This window comes from Thalassospira permensis NBRC 106175 (assembly GCF_000714555.1).
GTDB classification, from domain to species: domain Bacteria; phylum Pseudomonadota; class Alphaproteobacteria; order Rhodospirillales; family Thalassospiraceae; genus Thalassospira; species Thalassospira xiamenensis.
Genome location: NZ_AUNC01000023.1, coordinates 19,767 through 37,164, shown reverse-complemented (window position 1 = coordinate 37,164; position 17,398 = coordinate 19,767). Strand labels below are relative to the sequence as shown.

17 protein-coding genes are annotated in these 17,398 nt (G+C 56.8%); 11 read left to right on the top strand and 6 right to left on the bottom strand.

The annotated features are described in order from the left end of the window. A complete protein-coding gene (locus SMB34_RS12030) occupies positions 1-963 on the bottom strand; it encodes a TAXI family TRAP transporter solute-binding subunit (RefSeq protein ID WP_114093872.1) in 963 nt (320 codons plus the stop codon). A 446-nt stretch (positions 964-1,409) separates the two neighbouring features. On the opposite strand from SMB34_RS12030, the gene SMB34_RS12025 reads away from it, so the two are divergent. Beyond that, positions 1,410-2,798 carry an MFS transporter gene (locus SMB34_RS12025; protein ID WP_037990393.1) on the top strand — a complete coding sequence of 463 codons (1,389 nt, stop codon included), beginning with the start codon at positions 1,410-1,412 and terminating at the stop codon, positions 2,796-2,798. A gap of 206 nt (positions 2,799-3,004) precedes the next feature. Beyond that, positions 3,005-5,197, top strand: coding sequence for a malate synthase G (locus tag SMB34_RS12020; RefSeq protein ID WP_037990390.1), 2,193 nt, complete (start codon positions 3,005-3,007; stop codon positions 5,195-5,197). Between the two features lie 92 nt (positions 5,198-5,289). Here SMB34_RS12020 and map read toward each other — a convergent pair whose 3' ends face one another. Next, positions 5,290-6,039, bottom strand: a complete 750-nt coding sequence (gene map / locus SMB34_RS12015; RefSeq protein ID WP_037990388.1) for a type I methionyl aminopeptidase — start codon at positions 6,037-6,039, stop codon at positions 5,290-5,292. Between the two features lie 65 nt (positions 6,040-6,104). Beyond that, positions 6,105-7,772, bottom strand: coding sequence for a GGDEF domain-containing protein (locus tag SMB34_RS12010; protein WP_051682272.1), 1,668 nt, complete (start codon positions 7,770-7,772; stop codon positions 6,105-6,107). A 276-nt stretch (positions 7,773-8,048) separates the two neighbouring features. Here SMB34_RS12010 and SMB34_RS12005 point away from each other — a divergent pair, with 276 nt between their 5' ends. After that, a complete protein-coding gene (locus SMB34_RS12005; RefSeq protein ID WP_007089242.1) occupies positions 8,049-8,684 on the top strand; it encodes a trimeric intracellular cation channel family protein in 636 nt (211 codons plus the stop codon). 9 nt (positions 8,685-8,693) lie between these two features. On the opposite strand, the gene phnF is transcribed toward SMB34_RS12005, so the two are convergent. Further along, a complete protein-coding gene (phnF, locus tag SMB34_RS12000; protein WP_114093873.1) occupies positions 8,694-9,407 on the bottom strand; it encodes a phosphonate metabolism transcriptional regulator PhnF in 714 nt (237 codons plus the stop codon). A gap of 132 nt (positions 9,408-9,539) precedes the next feature. Here phnF and phnG point away from each other — a divergent pair, with 132 nt between their 5' ends. The 8 genes from phnG to phnN are packed head-to-tail and all read left to right on the top strand — an operon-like array spanning position 9,540 to position 15,967. Further along, positions 9,540-10,028 carry a phosphonate C-P lyase system protein PhnG gene (gene phnG / locus SMB34_RS11995; RefSeq protein WP_051682271.1) on the top strand — a complete coding sequence of 163 codons (489 nt, stop codon included), beginning with the start codon at positions 9,540-9,542 and terminating at the stop codon, positions 10,026-10,028. Beyond that, on the top strand, positions 10,025-10,633 hold the full coding sequence (gene phnH, locus SMB34_RS11990; protein WP_037990385.1) for a phosphonate C-P lyase system protein PhnH: 609 nt from the start codon (positions 10,025-10,027) through the stop codon (positions 10,631-10,633). Before phnG ends, phnH begins: the two co-directional genes overlap by 4 nt. A 1-nt stretch (position 10,634) precedes the next feature. Then, positions 10,635-11,777 carry a carbon-phosphorus lyase complex subunit gene (locus tag SMB34_RS11985; protein ID WP_037990383.1) on the top strand — a complete coding sequence of 381 codons (1,143 nt, stop codon included), beginning with the start codon at positions 10,635-10,637 and terminating at the stop codon, positions 11,775-11,777. Between the two features lie 5 nt (positions 11,778-11,782). Beyond that, a complete protein-coding gene (locus SMB34_RS11980; RefSeq protein ID WP_037990382.1) occupies positions 11,783-12,712 on the top strand; it encodes an alpha-D-ribose 1-methylphosphonate 5-phosphate C-P-lyase PhnJ in 930 nt (309 codons plus the stop codon). Next, positions 12,712-13,494: a phosphonate C-P lyase system protein PhnK gene (gene phnK / locus SMB34_RS11975; protein ID WP_037990379.1), complete on the top strand. Its 783-nt coding sequence runs from the start codon at positions 12,712-12,714 to the stop codon at positions 13,492-13,494. The genes SMB34_RS11980 and phnK overlap by 1 nt, the downstream gene beginning before the upstream one ends. Positions 13,495-13,504: 10 nt before the next feature. Beyond that, positions 13,505-14,209, top strand: coding sequence for a phosphonate C-P lyase system protein PhnL (phnL, locus tag SMB34_RS11970; protein ID WP_084716581.1), 705 nt, complete (start codon positions 13,505-13,507; stop codon positions 14,207-14,209). Beyond that, on the top strand, positions 14,202-15,344 hold the full coding sequence (locus SMB34_RS11965; protein ID WP_037990376.1) for an alpha-D-ribose 1-methylphosphonate 5-triphosphate diphosphatase: 1,143 nt from the start codon (positions 14,202-14,204) through the stop codon (positions 15,342-15,344). Before phnL ends, SMB34_RS11965 begins: the two co-directional genes overlap by 8 nt. Continuing rightward, the gene (gene phnN / locus SMB34_RS11960; protein ID WP_037990373.1) at positions 15,341-15,967 is read left to right on the top strand and encodes a phosphonate metabolism protein/1,5-bisphosphokinase (PRPP-forming) PhnN; all 627 of its coding nucleotides are present in this window, start codon (positions 15,341-15,343) and stop codon (positions 15,965-15,967) included. Before SMB34_RS11965 ends, phnN begins: the two co-directional genes overlap by 4 nt. Before the next feature lie 61 nt (positions 15,968-16,028). Here phnN and SMB34_RS11955 read toward each other — a convergent pair whose 3' ends face one another. Both SMB34_RS11955 and SMB34_RS11950 read right to left on the bottom strand, forming a co-directional pair. Then, positions 16,029-16,724: a DUF1045 domain-containing protein gene (locus tag SMB34_RS11955; RefSeq protein WP_037990371.1), complete on the bottom strand. Its 696-nt coding sequence runs from the start codon at positions 16,722-16,724 to the stop codon at positions 16,029-16,031. Positions 16,725-16,747: 23 nt separating this feature from the next. Further along, positions 16,748-17,395 carry an LbetaH domain-containing protein gene (locus SMB34_RS11950; RefSeq protein ID WP_037990369.1) on the bottom strand — a complete coding sequence of 216 codons (648 nt, stop codon included), beginning with the start codon at positions 17,393-17,395 and terminating at the stop codon, positions 16,748-16,750. Between the last annotated feature and the right edge of the window lie 3 nt (positions 17,396-17,398).

The window sequence follows — 17,398 nt, the reverse complement described above, 5'->3', positions numbered from 1 at the left end:
TCAATTCTGATCGTCGCGAACCGGAAAACCGGCCTCGGCGTAAAAACGAAGCGCGCCGGGGTGAATTTTACCCTTGATATTGGCCAGCATTTCCTGGGTCACACCTTTCCACCATGACGCGTTCGAGCTCATGGCGGATTTCTGGCCCCAGTAAGTTTTGGTCAGTTGATAGGCGGTTTCATCATCCATCTCGGTCGTGGCATAGGCAACCACTGACAGGGAAGATGTGCGGATATCATCCTTCTGACCGTTATAGGTCCCGGCCGGGATCACCGTCAGATCGCGCTTGGTCATCGCAAGCTGGTCATCGGAAAGCGACAGGATATTGACATCCGTGCCTGCCGCGGCCTCGATCACGTTCGGCGCGGGCCAAGAACCGGCAGTGACAAAACCGTCAATCTGACCGTTTTTAAGGGCAGCAACCGCGTTGGACAGCTCCGCTTCTGACAGTGTAACCTTATCTTTAAGCCCGAACAGATCGAGGTATTTTTCACCCTCATTCGCGCCAAACGACCCCTTGCCAAGCAGAATGGTTTTCCCTTCAAGCCCGGCAAAGTCGGTCACACCGGCATCGGCACGCATCACGAAATGCATGGTCAGCGACGGGATCGGGAACAGGGCCCGGACTTCATTGAATTTTTCGGTCGGACGCCCTTCAAACGCGCCCTTCCCTGCCTGCGCAAGGCCAACAAGTGCGGGTGGGCTTGTGAAAAGATAATTGCCCGGGCGAACCGATGCTTCCATCACGTTCTGGACCGATCCCTGGCTTTCCTCGACCGTGACGATGATTTCGCCGTCCGTGCCGGTCTTGATCGCTTCTGCGAACTGGGCTGCCATCTGATAATAGGATGACGCCGCTTTGGCCGATTTGAAAGTGACGCGGGTTTCTGCCTGGGCGGCACTTACGGCCGACAGGACAACAATACCGGTCGCGATTGCGCCGATTGTACGAAGAATGTTCAAGGTTTCCTCCCCTTGCAGAACCCGGGCACCGGTCGGTTTGCAAATACCGAACTTGGGTGCGGATCGGGCCAATAGTGGCGATCAACGCAAAAATCCGTCTTTACGGCAACGGATTTTGGCAAATTGCTTCCAATTCCAGGTCATAGAGCGCATCAAAGGGCCGAAGGTCAAGCCGGTTATTCGCTCAGCCCACCCTTTGCCGGTTTCAACCTTATCGCACTTTTAACATGGCAGTTGCGCAAAACCGGTACTGTTCGCGGCAGGGCTTCGACTTTAATTCAATGCTTGAAATTCTGCGGAACATCTTATGCGCCGTAACGTTCGATCCGTCACATGTCCCGCAAGGCTGACAAAACCTTTCAGAACAGCACCTTGTAAAGATTGACAGGGTTCCCGACCTTCGCGCAGGGTAGACCCTGCCGCGACTTTACCACCAGAGGATAGCAATGCCCCGTTCGCCGGTCGCACTGATCATCGCATTATCTGCGACATTGTTTGCAGCCTTCACCCTCAATACCGGGGCGTCGCTGCAATCCTCGCTGCTGGCGTTGCGCGCCTCGTCGGAGGGATTTGCCCCGATCTATACCGGTATCATCATGGCATCCTATTATGCCGGGTTTATCGGCGGGATCATCTGGGGGGCGGGACTTGTCAACCGTGTGGGGCATATCCGGACCTTTGCCGCACTGGCATCGACCGGATCGGCGATTACGCTTTTGCATGCCGTGTTTGTCGATCCGATTACCTGGTCGCTGTTTCGTGCCATGACGGGCCTGTGCATTTCGGCCCTGTATCTGGTGATTGAAAGCTGGCTCAACGAACAGGTCGACAATACATCGCGCGGCGGCATGATTGCCGCCTACATGACCGTGTCGCTGGCGGGTCTTGCTATCGGGCAGCTGTTGCTGAACGTGTCTCCGATTGGCAGTTTCGAACTGTTCACCGTGGCATCGGTCCTTTTGTCGCTGTCTCTGGTGCCGATTGCGCTCACCCGGCAGCCCCCGCCCGCCGCGGTCAGTGGCGCGCGCATGAAATTCCGTCAGCTATACGCCATTTCGCCGCTCGGCTTTGTCGCCGCCGCCGGCAGTGGCGTTCTGTCCGGTGCGATTTATGGCGTCGGTCCGATCTTTGCCTCCGACCTTGGACTGGCAACCAATGAGGTCGCCAACTTCATGGCCTTCGTCATTCTGGGCGGCATGATCATGCAGTGGCCGATTGGCCGTTTGTCCGACATTGTCCCGCGCCAGTATGTGATGATCGCCGTGCTGATCGGGCTTGCCATCTGCGGGCTGTTCCCGCTTGTCGCGCCGGAAGTCGTGCGCGCCAATCTGACTGTCTGGGGCGCGATCATCGGCATTTTCATCATGCCGGTTTATGGTCTGTCGGTCGCCTATGTGAATGACTATCTCGAACCCGATCAGATCGTTTCCGCATCTGGTGGCCTCTTGATCATTTATGGCGGGTCTGCTGCCACCGGGCCAATCGTCGGGTCGCTTGCCATTGGTCATTTTGGTCCATGGGGCATGCCGGTTCTGTTTGCGATTGTCGGCGTGCTGGTGGCAAGCTTTGCCATCTATCGTGCCGGTTTCGGTCGCCGCATCACGATCGAGGAACAGGGTCAGTTTGTCGCCGTGCCGCGCACCACGCCCATGGCACTTGAAATGTCGCCCATCACCGATGACATCGTCGAGGAAGAAGACGGAAGTGCCTCACATGCCGCCGACCGACCGGACGATATCGGCCATCCCGCGACAGATGACACCCCTGATCAGGCGGGTTCAGCCCCGGATCAAGGCCCAAATCAGGGCCCGGATCAAAACAGACACAACCCTTAACACCCCGTCTTTGGGCAAAATATAGCGGCATATAACGGCAATAATCACCCGCCGGGCTTCGGTATCGTTTCCACAATACGGAAAACATCCCACGAAAGTGAAACCGGCTGTGGACCCTGCCCGCTTCCAGCCCATATGTTGTGACAAAGATATGCATCGGTCACATCGGGCCGTTGCAAAAGACTTCAAGCCTGTCGAGAGGAAACATGACCCAACGTATCACCAAAGGCGGCCTTCAGATCGCAACCGTTCTGCATGATCTGGTTGCCAACGAAATCACCCCGGGCACCGGTGTCTCCTCCGACCAGTTCTGGGCATCGTTCGAAAAGCTCGTGAACGAACTTGGCCCACGGAACCGTTCGCTGCTGGCAAAGCGCGACGAGTTACAGGCCAAAATCGACGAATGGCACCTGTCTCGGCAGGATCAGGCCCGCGACCCGCTGGCCTACAAGGAATTCCTCAAGGAAATCGGCTATCTTCTGCCCGAAGGCGACGATTTCTATATTTCGACCACCAATGTTGACCCGGAAATCGCCCGTGTTGCCGGCCCGCAGCTGGTCGTGCCGGTGATGAATGCGCGTTACGCGCTTAATGCGGCCAATGCCCGCTGGGGCAGCCTTTATGACGCGCTCTATGGCACCGATGTCATTGACGATGCCGATGGCAAGGAAAAGACCGCTGGCTTTAATCCCAAGCGCGGGGCAGCCGTCGTTGCCTATGCGGCAAAATTCCTTGATCAGGCGGTGCCGCTGGCCAATGGCAACCATGCCGATGTCGCCAAATACGAAGTCCGCGAAGACGGGTCTGGCTGGTGGACATTGGTGGTGACCCTGTCAGACGGCAGCGAAACATCGCTGGCACAGCCATCGCAATTTATTGGCTACAACGAAAAAGACGGTGCCCTTTCCGAAGTCCTGCTGCGCAATCATGGCCTGCATCTGGAAATCCGCATTGATCCCACGCACCCGATTGGCAAAACCCATGCGGCCGGTGTCTGCGATGTGATCATGGAATCCGCCCTGACCACCATTCAGGATTGCGAGGATTCGGTTGCCGCCGTTGATGCCGAAGACAAGGTTGCGGTGTATCGCAACTGGCTTGGCCTGATGAAAGGCACGCTGGAAGAAAGCTTTGAAAAGGGCGGCAAAACCGTTACCCGCCGCCTCAACCCGGATCGTTCCTATCAGGGGTTTGATGGCCACAATGTTGTCCTGCCGGGGCGCAGCCTGATGCTGGTGCGCAATGTTGGCCACCTGATGACAAGCGACGCGGTGCTGGATGCCAATGGCAACGAAGTCCCCGAAGGCTTCCTTGATGCGATGTTCACCAGCCTGATCGCCAAACACGACATTGACGGCAACAGCAGCGTTTCAAACTCGCGCCATGGCAGTGTCTATATCGTGAAGCCGAAAATGCACGGGCCCGAGGAAGTCGCCCTGACCAATGATCTGTTTGCCTTTGTCGAACGTGAAATCGGCCTGCCGGAAAATACCCTTAAGGTCGGCATCATGGACGAGGAACGCCGCACGACGGTGAACCTCAAGGAATGCATCCGTGCTGCCCAGGACCGTGTTGTTTTCATCAATACCGGGTTCCTTGACCGCACCGGCGATGAAATCCACACCAGCATGGAAGCAGGCCCGGTCGTTCGCAAGGAAGCGATGAAAGACCAGTACTGGATTTCGGCCTATGAAAACTGGAATGTCGATGTCGGCCTTGAATGCGGCATGAAGGGCATCGCCCAGATTGGCAAGGGCATGTGGGCCAAACCGGATCGCATGGCCGAAATGATGACCGCCAAAATCGGCCATCCCAAAGCCGGGGCAAACTGCGCATGGGTTCCATCCCCCACCGCCGCCACCCTGCATGCCATGCATTACCATCAGGTCGATGTCCGTGCCGTACAGGACGAAGTCGGCAAACGTGAACGCGCCAGTCTGGATGATATCCTCTCGATCCCGCGTCTTGGCGACATCAACCCGATGCCAAGCGAAATCCAGGAAGAGCTTGATAACAACGCCCAAGGCATTCTTGGCTATGTGGTCCGCTGGATCGATGCCGGGGTTGGCTGTTCCAAGGTGCCCGACATTAACAATGTCGGCCTGATGGAAGACCGCGCCACATTGCGCATTTCCAGCCAGCATATCGCCAACTGGCTCCATCACGGGCTTTGCACCAGGGATCAGGTGATGGAAACCATGAAACGCATGGCAGCCGTCGTTGACAAACAGAACGCAGGCGACCCGGAATATCGCAACATGGCACCGAATTTCGATGACAGTGTTGCCTTTGCCGCCGCCTGTGATCTGGTGTTCAAGGGCCGCGAACAGCCAAACGGCTATACCGAACCGGTCCTGCACGCGCGTCGCCGCGAAGCCAAGGCAAAATACGGCGCATAACTGCCATCAATACCGCACTAAAAAGGCCGCCCGACATGTTCCGGGCGGCCTTTTTCATATCCATCATGCAGCGCAATATAAACCGGTCGGGTTTATCCGGCCAATGTCATGATTTCATAGCCATTCTGTGTCACCACCAGCGTATGTTCGTATTGTACGGTGGGTGCGCCGGTATCGGCATACAGCGTCCAGCCATCATCCCCGTCAAGCGCCCAGTTCGACCCCCGCGACAGGAACGGTTCGATGGTGATGACCTGACCTTTTTTCAGCGACCGGCGTTCGCGCGGATCATCCCATGTCGGGATGGTTTCCGGTGCTTCGTGCAATGATTTGCCGATCCCGTGACTGGCCAGATTTTTAATCAGGCTGTAACCGCCCTTTCGGGCAAAGTTTTCGATCCGAAGACCGATTTCACGGATCAGTGCCTTGTCGCGCACAACCTTGATCCCCGCCCACATTGCCTTTTTGCCATCATCGCACAGCTTCACGATTTCAGGGCGCGGCGTTCCGACGATAAAGCTGGCACCGGTATCGGAAAAATAGCCGTCAAGCGACGCCGACACATCGATATTAACAAGATCGCCATCGGCCAGAACCCGGTCACCGGGAATACCGTGCGCGACTTCTTCATTCACACTAATGCAGGTCGCACCGGGAAAATCATATTCGCTTTCGGGTGCGGAAACCGCCCCGGCATCCTCAAGGACCTTGCGGCCAATGGCATCAAGTTCGGCCGTGGTCATTCCGGCAACGGCCGCAGCCCCCATCACGTCGCGCGCACGCGCACAGATGCGTCCAATACGGCGCAGATGTTCAAGTTCGGTTTCTGATGAAATGGTCATGAATTGCTTAATGCTTAGCAATCACCACCAAGTCAAGCCATTGGATGGTCATATCTGACCCGATTTCAGGCGCGTGAGCCTGAATTCTGCGCGCGGTTTTCATCGCCATGAATGACATAGCGATGCTTGCCCTTGCTTTTGGCCACATAAAGCGCCTGATCGGCCTGCTCCAGAAGTGTCTCCGGGCGGGTGGCATGATCGGGATAAACAGCGATACCGATGCTGATATTGATCGATATCCGGTTTCCGCCGGTAATGAACGGCATCAGAATGTCATTAAGGATTCTTTCGGCCAGTGCGCGCGCTTCGGTCACACCGTTTTCGCCAAGATGCGAAACAATGACCATCTCGTCCCCGCCGGTGCGGGCAACCAGATCCCCACCGCGCACACAGCGACGCAGCCGACGGGCAACTTCACATAGCACCTCGTCCCCTGCCGCATGCCCCAGCCGGTCATTGATCGGTTTGAAATCGTCCAGATCAAGAACAAGAACGCCAAGCTGACTGCGCTGGCGGTTGGCCTGTGCCAGGGCATGTTCGAAATAAACATCCAGTGCCAGACGGTTGCCAAGCCCGGTCAGGGGATCATGATGCGCAATATGCTTCATCTCGCCAAGGGCGTTGTCCTTCTCGGTCAGTTTAACGACCAGACTGTTCAGGCTGCTTGAAAGCGTGCGGATTTCGCGCGCCCCTGCAACCTGTGGCAGGTTTTCGATCTCACCACGTTTAAGCTCCCCGGCGGCATTCGCGATCCTGACCAGCGGGCCGACGATGAAACCAGCCCCCCACCAGGCAATGATGCTAAACAGCACCGCAAGACCAAGGCCCAGCGCCAGAATATCGGAACGCAAATCGTTGACCGGCATCAATGCCGAGGTTACCGGCTGGCGCACAAGCACAGTCCAGCCAAGCCCGGCATAATCAAGGTGGCCATCGGCCGGTGCAGCCCCCGTAAGATAGTCATTGCCATCGGGCCAGCGGGCAATCTGCCAGCCAGCATTCGGCGTGTCGTTTGCACTTTTCAGATCAAGATCAAGCTTCTGGCCCGCCCTTTCAAAATCCGGCGCAAGCAGGACCGTGCCATCGGCACTGATGACAAAGATATCAACGCTCCGATGCAGACCCTGGCCTGCGAACAGATTGCGCCTTACCGTATTCGCCCACTCCCAGCTCAGATGCGTTGCCAGAACACCATTGAAGTTACCGGCATCGTTTAGCAACGGAACGGCAATATCAACAAACTGGATCGGCTCGCCGGTCGGGCCCGGAAATTTTTCGGCCAGCAATTTGGCGTCATGGACATCGCCAATGAACATCTCCTTGCGGCCAAACTCAAAAACCGGCCGTGCCGAAGCATCCGTGCCGACCAGAATATCCCCCGTAGCGGCAACAACGGTGCCATCCGCATCCAGCACGCCGATCCATGTGAAAATTGGCAATTCATGCTGCAACCGGTTGATCAGTTCGCTGGCCTGATCAATGTCATTCAGGTTTCGGATCGCGCGCAAGGTACTAAGAACCGCGACTTCACCGCGATGGGTCCACATCGTGCGATCAAGCTCGTCTGCCATTTGCAGGGCAACATCGGCCACACCAGTGCCGATCTGCCTTGTCAGAACGTCGGCCGACCTTTGACCAACGACATAGCTCATGATGCCGGCAAGTGCCGCAACAAGCACAGCAGTGACCAGCGCGATCTGGACACGGACACCCACCTGCGAAAAGCTTTTCACAGTCAATCCTCTCACTTCCCTACGGACAGCCTTATTTGCGATTGCCCGATTTATATGCCGTCATTTTTAAGACATGCGGCTTATCGTGTGCTGCATATAAGACCGCGCTCTCGGCTTTTTAAGACGAACGGGGAAAACATTTTCCAAAGCCATCTTACGTTTGGCATGATGGCACCAAACATACTGAAAAATCGGTGATACTGAAATTCTATGCCATCCGGCAAGTCAGATCGATCCGATAAGACTGCATATCTGAAACGGTGTTGAAGCGACATTATGACAATTACCCAGATTATTTATTGGCTCGAACTGACCGGCGTTGCCGTTTTTGCCGTGACCGGCGCGCTGGAAGCATCGCGGCGCCAGATGGATATTGTCGGCTTCGTTTTGATCGCGACCTTTACCGGCATCGGCGGCGGGACGGTTCGCGACGTGATCACCGGCGCCACACCGGTTTTCTGGATCAGGGACCCGGCCTGGGTCATTACCTGTATCGGCAGTGCCGTCTTCACCTATTTCACCGCCCATCTGGTTGAACGGCGTTATGTCGCGCTGATCTGGCTTGATGCGCTTGGTCTTGCGATGTTTGGCGTGACGGGGGCGGCTATCGGCCTTAACCTTGGCGTATCGCCATTGGTTGCCATCATCCTTGGCACCATCACGGCCACATTTGGCGGCATGGTCCGTGATGTGGTGTGTAACGAAATCCCGCTGATCCTGCGCCCTGAAATTTACATCACCTGCGCGCTTCTCGGCGCATCAATCTATGTGATCGGCACCGATATACTGTCGCTTCCCCGTGCCCCGGTCGCCCTGATCGCGTTCCTGTGCTCCTTCGCCCTGCGCGCAAGTGCCATATGGTTTAAACTGAGCTTCCCGGTCTATAGGGCCCGTCCGGGGCGGGAATACTGAACCTGTCTGCTACTCGACAATCAACTGCACCCGGTCACTGGAAAAGGCGGTAATCCCGTATTCAATCGGTACACCGGCAGAATCGACATCAACACTTTCCGTCGATATCACCGGCCGGTTTTTGGCCTGTTTCAGCAGGCTGGCAACGCGTGATGATGGCAACTGGGCACTGATGCGGGTGGTTTTGCGGCTGTAATCATCGATCCCGAAATGCTTGAAAGCTTCGGTCAGGGATTTTGTCTGGGTAAATATCTCGACAATCCCCTCGAACCGGGCAACCGGAAGATAGCTTGTCGCCACCGCCAGCGGAATGCCATCGGCCTCAGACACGGAAAACAGTTCAACAACCCGCGTCCCCGGTTTGACATCCAGAAACTGGGCGATGGTCGCACTGGCTTTCAGGATTTCAGACGAAATCAATCTCTTGTCGGGCAATCGATGACGGCCCGATACGATCTGGGAAAACCGCGTTTTGGCACCAAGCGGATAATCCAGAATCTGTTCCTGAACAAATGCCCCCCGCCCCTGTTCGACACGCACGACATTGGCATCGACAAGGGCTGACATCGCACGTCGCACCGTATGGCGATTCACGCCGAATCGGCGAACCAGTTCCATCTCGGTCGGCATTTTATCGCCAGGTGCGAAGACCCCACTGGCAATATCGGCAAGAAGCTGTTTTTCGATTTGCTTCCAGATAGATAGCCCGGCTTCCCAATCCATCGAAATCCCCATTCACAAAACTTTCACCGCAAGGCCTTTGCCAAGCCCGCGTAATCGTCTTATAACGTGAATATGTATAGACGTCTAGACAAATTTTGAATTTGTCGATACCCGCAAGGAAGGATCAAACAGATGACGGCGCAACCCGCCCCGCAATCCGGATCAGACCACGGATCGAACATCGATCCCGCCACACAGGCACGCCAACGCTGGATGGCGGTGCTGGCCCGCACGGACCGCACAATTCTTGAACAGGAATGGCACGATCATTTTGCCGATGTGCAATGGAGCCACCTGCGCGAACCGCAAATCGGCATGGTCATGGTGCGCGGTCGCGCCGGTGGGGCCGGGCAGCGCTTCAACCTTGGCGAAATGACCGTCACACGCTGCGCGGTCACTTTGTCCGATGGCACGGTCGGTCATGCCTATGTCAAGGGGCGCGACAAGATACAGGCACAATATGCCGCCCTGTTTGATGCGATCATGCAACGCGACGATGGTGCGTCCGATTTCATCGACATGCTGGCCCGCCAGCAGGCCGAGGCAAAACGCGAAGCCGCCCGCAAGGTCGCCGCCACCAAGGTCGATTTCTTTACCCTTGTCCGCGGAGAAGACGAATGACCCCACAAGCCCGGACCCCCGAATTGCTGCGCGGTTTTGAAAATGCCGCCTTTGACTCCAATGCCGTGTTTCGCACCCTTCTTGATGCGATGGCCCATCCCGGTCGTATTTACGATCTGCCGCTTGATCTCCCCGCACCGGCCGGGCTGAACAAATCCGCAACCGCCTTTCTGCTGGCGATGGCCGATATGGATACGACAATCTGGCTGTCACCTGGTTGCGCATCGGACGGGGCCAATGCCCATCTGAAATTCCATTGCGGCAGCCCGATCACCGGCACACCGTCCGCTGCCGATTTTGCCGTGGCCAACCTTGGCGAAGATCTTGGTTTCATCACCGATCTGGCGCTTGGCAATGCCGAATATCCCGATCAGTCGGCAACCCTGATCCTGATGGTCGAAGACATATCGGACAAGGCCGACATGATCCTGCGGGGCCCCGGCATCAAGGACAGCCAGAACCTTTCCGTGCCCGGCCTGCCTGCCGCCTTCCACGCATGGCGCGCGGAAAACCATCATCTGTTCCCCTGCGGTGTCGATGTCGTCTTTGCCGCAGATCGCAAAATTGCCGCCCTTCCGCGCACCACCCGGATCGAGGTCAGATAAAATGTATGTAGCCGTCAAAGGTGGCGAACGCGCCATCAACAATGCCCACCGGCTTCTGGCCGAAAAACGCCGTGGCGACAGGGACGTTGCCGAGATTGAAACCAGCCAGATCGAACAGCAATTGTCGCTTTCGGTAACCCGCGTCATGGCCGAAGGATCGCTTTATGACCGCGATCTCGCCGCCCTTGCCATCAAGCAGGGCCGCGGGGACCTGATCGAGGCGATCTTTCTGATGCGCGCCTATCGCACGACATTGCCGCGTTTTGCCTTTTCCAAGCCGGTCAAAACCGCCGAAATGGATATCGCACGCCGCATTTCGGCAACTTTCAAGGATCTGCCGGGCGGGCAGATTCTCGGCCCGACATTTGATTACACGCACCGCCTGCTTGATTTCACCCTGATGGCCAATGGCGAGGAACCGGCAACCGCCCACACCGCCGATCACCCGGTGGATGAAACCATGCCCCGCGTTCTTGACGACCTTCTGAATTACGAGGGCCTGATACAGGACGAACCCAACCCGACCAATGATGATGCGCCAGTCGCCGATCTGACGCGCGAGCCGGTCAAATTCCCGGCTGATCGTGATCTGCGCCTGCAAAATCTCGCCCGCGGGGACGAGGGCTTTGTGCTGGCACTCGGTTATTCCACCCAGCGCGGCTACGCCAACAGCCACGCCTTTGTCGGTGAAATCCGCTATGGCAGCGTTGCGGTCGAAATCGAACCCGAAGAACTCGGCTTTGCCATTGATATCGGCGATATCGAACTGACCGAATGCGAAACCGTCAACAAGTTCAAGGGATCGAAAACCAAGCTGCCGCAATTCACCCGTGGTTACGGGCTTGTCTTCGGTCAGAACGAACGCAAAGCCATATCAATGGCGCTGGTAGATCGCGCCATGCGTGCACGCGAAATGGGCGAACAGGTCATGGGCCCGGCCCAGGACGAGGAATTCGTCATGGAACATAGCGACAATGTGCAGGCAACCGGCTTTGTCGAACATATCAAGCTGCCGCACTATGTCGATTTCCAGGGCGAACTTGAACTTGTCCGGCGCATGCGTGCCGAAGTGCTTGAACGTCTGGCAAAGGCGGACGCAGCCGATACCAAAAACGCCAGATCACAACCCGAAGCCGCGGAGTAACCAATATGGAACAGACCGTAAATAATCCGCCAGAAGCATCTTCGGCCTATAATTTTGCCTATCTTGACGAACAAACCAAACGCATGATCCGGCGCGCGCTGCTAAAGGCCGTTGCCATCCCCGGATATCAGGTGCCGTTTGCCGGTCGCGAAATGCCGATGCCTTATGGCTGGGGTACGGGCGGGGTGCAGGTCACGGCCGCCGTCATCGGACCGGACGATACACTTAAGGTCATCGATCAGGGCGCGGATGACACCACCAATGCCGTTTCGATCCGGCAGTTCTTTGCCAAGACCGCCAATGTCGCCACCACGGAAAAAACCGCCGAGGCGTCGATCATCCAGACCCGCCACCGCATTCCCGAAAAGGAACTGCGCGAAGACCAGATTCTTGTCTATCAGGTGCCAATCCCCGAACCGCTTCGCTTCCTTGAACCGCGCGAAACCGAAACCCGCAAGATGCACGCGCTCGAAGAATATGGCCTGATGCATGTGAAGCTTTATGAAGACATTTCGCGTCACGGCCATATCGCCACCACCTATGCCTATCCGGTGATGGTCGATGATCGCTATGTCATGGACCCGTCGCCGACACCGAAATTCGACAATCCGAAAATGGACATGATGGCCGCCCTGCAGCTTTTCGGGGCCGGACGTGAAAAACGCATCTATGCCCTGCCGCCTTACACAAAGGTCAAAAGCCTCGATTTCGAAGATCACCCGTTCGAGGTGCAAAGCTGGAAGGACGAATGCGGCATGTGCGGCGCAACTGACAGCTACCTTGACGAAGTCATCCTTGATGACAAGGGCAACCGGATGTTCGTCTGCTCGGACACGGATTATTGCAGCGAACGGCAGGACGCCGGCCATCGCGGCCCGCAACATCATGATCAGCCCCTTGGCACCAGCCACAGCAACGGAAAGGCCGCAGAATAATGACCCGCTCACATGAACCGCTTCTGCGCGTTTCCGACCTGACCATGATGTATGGCGACCGGGTCGGTTGCCGCAATGTCAGTTTTGAACTCCGCCCCGGCGAAGTGCTTGGCATTGTTGGTGAATCCGGATCTGGCAAATCAACTTTGCTGCGCAGCATTGCAGCCCGGCAGGAACCGACCAAGGGCACGGTCGAATATCACACCCGCATTGATGGCATCCGCGATGTCTATCAGATGTCCGAAGCGCAACGTCGATTGCTGATGCGCACCGACTGGGCCTTCGTACATCAGAACGCCCGCGATGGATTGCGCATGAATGTCAGTGCCGGGGCCAATATCGGCGAACGCCTGATGGCGGTCGGTGATCGTCATTACGGCAATATCCGAAGCACCGCCGAAAACTGGCTTGGCAAGGTCGAAATTGCCACCGAACGCCTTGATGATCTGCCCTCAACCTTTTCGGGTGGCATGCAGCAACGCCTGCAGATTGCCCGTAACCTCGTAACCAGCCCGCGTCTCGTTTTCATGGACGAACCCACGGGTGGTCTGGACGTCTCGGTTCAGGCCCGCCTGCTCGATCTGCTGCGCGGGCTGGTTCACGACCTTAATCTGGCGGTGATCATCGTCACCCACGATCTGGCGGTTGCCCGCCTGCTGTCGCATCGCCTGATGGTCATGCAGAACGGCGAAGTGATCGAAAGCGGCCTGACCGATCAGGTGCTGGACGATCCGCAGCACGCCTATACCCAGCTGCTTGTTTCTTCCATCCTGCAAAACTAGGGCGATTGAAATGTCTGAAATGCTTCACGCCAAAAACGTCGCCAAGGGCTTTACCCTGCATACTCAGGGCAGCGTCACGATCCCGGTATTCGAAGGGGTCGAATTCCGCCTGAATGCCGGTGAATGCATTGCGCTGACCGGTGAATCCGGATCGGGGAAAAGCACCTTCATGCGCATGCTTTATGCCAATTACACCTGCTCAAGCGGCACGATCAGCGTGTTTCACGATGGTGACTGGCTTGACATCACCACCGCAAGCCCGCATGCGATCCTTGATATGCGCAAACGCACCATGGGCTATGTCAGCCAGTTCCTGCGCGTCATTCCGCGCGTACCAACACTTGAAATCGTCGCCGAACCCCTGATCGCGCTGGGTACGGCCCGCGAAACGGCACTAGCAAAGGCCCGCGATCTTCTGACCCGCTTGCGCATTCCCGAACGTCTGTGGCAACTTTCCCCCCTGACCTTTTCCGGGGGCGAACAGCAGCGCGTGAATATCGCGCGCGGTTTTATCGCCGATTATCCGATCATGCTGCTTGATGAACCCACCGCATCGCTTGACGTCCAAAATCGTGCCACGGTTCTGGCATTGATTGAAGAAGCCAAGGCACGCGGCGCTGCCATTGCCGGTATTTTCCATGATCACGAAACCCGCGATGCGGTCTGCACGGGATCGTTTGATGTGACTTCGTTTAAAGTTGGGGCCAATGACTGAACAGATTTTTACCAATGCCAAAATTGTCCTGGCCAATGATGTCATCGAAGGTGCCGTTCAGATCAAAGACGGACTGATCACCGATATCTCGGACCGCCCGTCCAATCTGCCCGGTGCCGAAGACATGGGTGGCGATTATCTAATGCCCGGTCTGGTCGAACTGCATACCGACAATCTCGAAAAACACCTGACCCCGCGTCCCAAAACCCGCTGGCCCGCTACCGCCGCGGTGATTGCGCACGACAATCAGGTCGCCAGTGCCGGCATCACAACGGTCTTTGATGCCATCTCTGTCGGCGACGTCTCAGACGGATCAGAACGAATCGAACGACTGGTTGAATCGGTGACTGCCCTTCAGCATGCGCTCGAGAACAACCTTTTGCGCGCAGATCACAAACTGCATCTGCGCTGCGAAACATCCTATGGCGGGCTGGTCGAGGCACTCGATAATCTGGTTGATCTTCCTCTGGTCAAGATGCTCTCGGTGATGGATCACACGCCGGGCCAACGCCAATTCGTCAGTCTGGATGCCTATTACACCTATTATCAGGGCAAATACGGCCTCTCGGACGAGGAAATGCGCAAATTCGTCGCCAGCCGCAAACGTGATTCCGAACTGTATTCCGTCAAACATCGCCGTCACGTTGTCGACGTCGCCCATAGCCGGGGCCTTGCACTGGCAAGCCACGATGACGCGACCGAGGAACACGTTGCCGAAGCCGTCGCCGATAAAATGACGGTGGCCGAATTCCCGACGACCCTTGCGGCGGCCAAGGCATCACATGAAGGCGGGCTTGGCGTGATGATGGGCGGGCCGAACCTTGTGCGCGGCGGATCACATAGCGGCAATGTCGCGGCGGGCGATCTGGCAAAGCACGGCTATCTCGACATTATCTCAAGCGACTATGTCCCGCACAGTCTGCTGCACGGCGTGATGAAACTGTTTGATGATTTCGATGCCTATGACCTGCCGCGTGCGGTGCGCACCGCAACATTGACCCCGGCAAAACAGGTCGGCCTTGATGACCGGGGCGAAATTGCGGTTGGCAAACGCGGCGACCTGATCCGGGTCCATCATTCACCGCATCATCCGATTGTGCGTGGTGTGTGGCGTCTGGGAAGCCGCGTGTCATGATCGCGCGCCATGACACCCCTCATGGCGTTTCGGAAAATGGATTGCTGATTCTTGTCGTCGGCCCCAGCGGGGTTGGCAAGGATACCCTATTGGATGCGGCGCGGGCACGTTTGCACGACGATGAAACAATCCTGTTTCCCCGTCGCTGCATTACCCGCCCGGCCGGGTCGGTTGGCGAAATCCATATTCCCGTGCGGGCCGAGGATTTTGCTTCGATGGCAAAGCAGGGGGCCTTCCTGCTGAGCTGGCGGGCGCACAATCTTTGTTACGGCATTCCCAATCATGTCCAGAACGACGTCTCCAACGGCAAAATCGTTGTCGTCAACGCATCACGCAGTGTGATTGACGATGCCCGCGATCTTCTGGGTCCCGATCACGTCCGGGTCATCAGCATCCGCGCGGGCGAGGATGCCCTTCGCCAACGCCTTGTGGCCCGTGGCCGCGAAAGTTCCGACGATATCGAACAACGCCTGCGGCGTGCATCGGCCTATCAGGTCGATGGTCCCAACGTGATCGCCGTTGAAAATGACAATGACCTTGAAACCGGTATTGGCCGTTTCATCGATGCCATTTTCCATCGCCCGGCCCCAAAGGACCAATCGCCCGGAAACCGGGCAGTCTGAACAAAAAATGCTGCAGCAAAACACTGCAGCATTTTTTTAACTTCCGGGGCGCAATCGCCCATCATCCAAGCGCAAAGCGCCGCAACAAATCAAACGGCTTTCCATCCCCCGGATCACCAAAAAGACAGACATCGCTGATCGTAAATGGTGCCTCGCACAACGGTGCAACAATCGGGGCCACCGCATCGCGCACCCGCATCATCCGATCCGGATCAAGCTTGCCGGTCAGGGTCAGGTGAAAACGGAATTCTTCCATCACATAGGGATACCCCCACCGGACCAGATATTCTTCCTGCCGGTCACTCAGCCCCGATGCACGGCGTTTGTTCATCGCGGCTTCGTCTTCGGGCTGGCGAAAACCGTCAAGCACCTTCACAAGGCCGGATGCCAGATCGCCAAGCCCGCCGACCGGTTCGGTCGGGACAAGTGCGATAAAACTTCCGATGGCTTTCAGGATCAGGGAACCGCACGCAACCGGGCTTGCCCCGGCGCAATAGTCGGCAATCGCGCTTTCAAGCTGCGCGCGTGTCTGCCCGTCCTTTAAGGCAAATGGCGGTTTCAGGGTACCATGAAACCCGTATCGCGATGGGGAAACGGTGATTGATGCGATCTCGTCCCGATCAAGTCCCGCAACATCCGGGCGCGCGATTTCCCGCCCGGTTGCCGGATCACGCCCCAGCCAGGCATTGCCAAAATCCGCCAGATCACTGTCGGCTTTTGGTGCATAATAAACAGCATAACGCTGATAGTCGGTCATGGGGCCTCGAATTGGATGTCGATTTATCGCAAATCGTATTTCAGACAGAAATCCCGCACCGGCAAATGCCGAAAATCGTCAAGCCGGTCTGCCAATGTTGCATGATCCCAGTCCCACCAGCAAATACGAAGCAGCGCATCAACAATTTCCGCATCAAATCGCGGCCGAAGCGGCGTTGCCGGAATGCCGGTGACAATGGTGTAGGGCGGCACATCCTTGGTCACCACCGCACCCGAACCAACGACGGAGCCGATCCCGATGGTAACCCCGCCCTGAACAATCGCGCCATGTCCGATCCAGACATCATGATCGAGTTTGACGCGCTTTTCCCGGCGCCAGTCAAAAAATGCCGGATCATCATCGCCAAGCTCATAGGCACTCGACCGGTACTGGAAATGATGCATCGATGCCCGGTCCATCGGGTGCTGCCCCGGATTGATCCGCGTGTGGGCGGCGATATTTACGAATTTTCCGATGTCGGAATAGATGATCTCGCTGTCATTGACGACATAGGAATAATCACCCATCACGCTTTCGCGGATGCTGGTGCGCGGGCCAATTTCGGTCCAGACACCAAATTCGCAATCAACCACCACCGCACTCGGATCAATCGTCGGGGCCTCCGACAATTGTTTCATTGCCGGTTTGGCCTGCGTAATCTTGAACGTCATGGA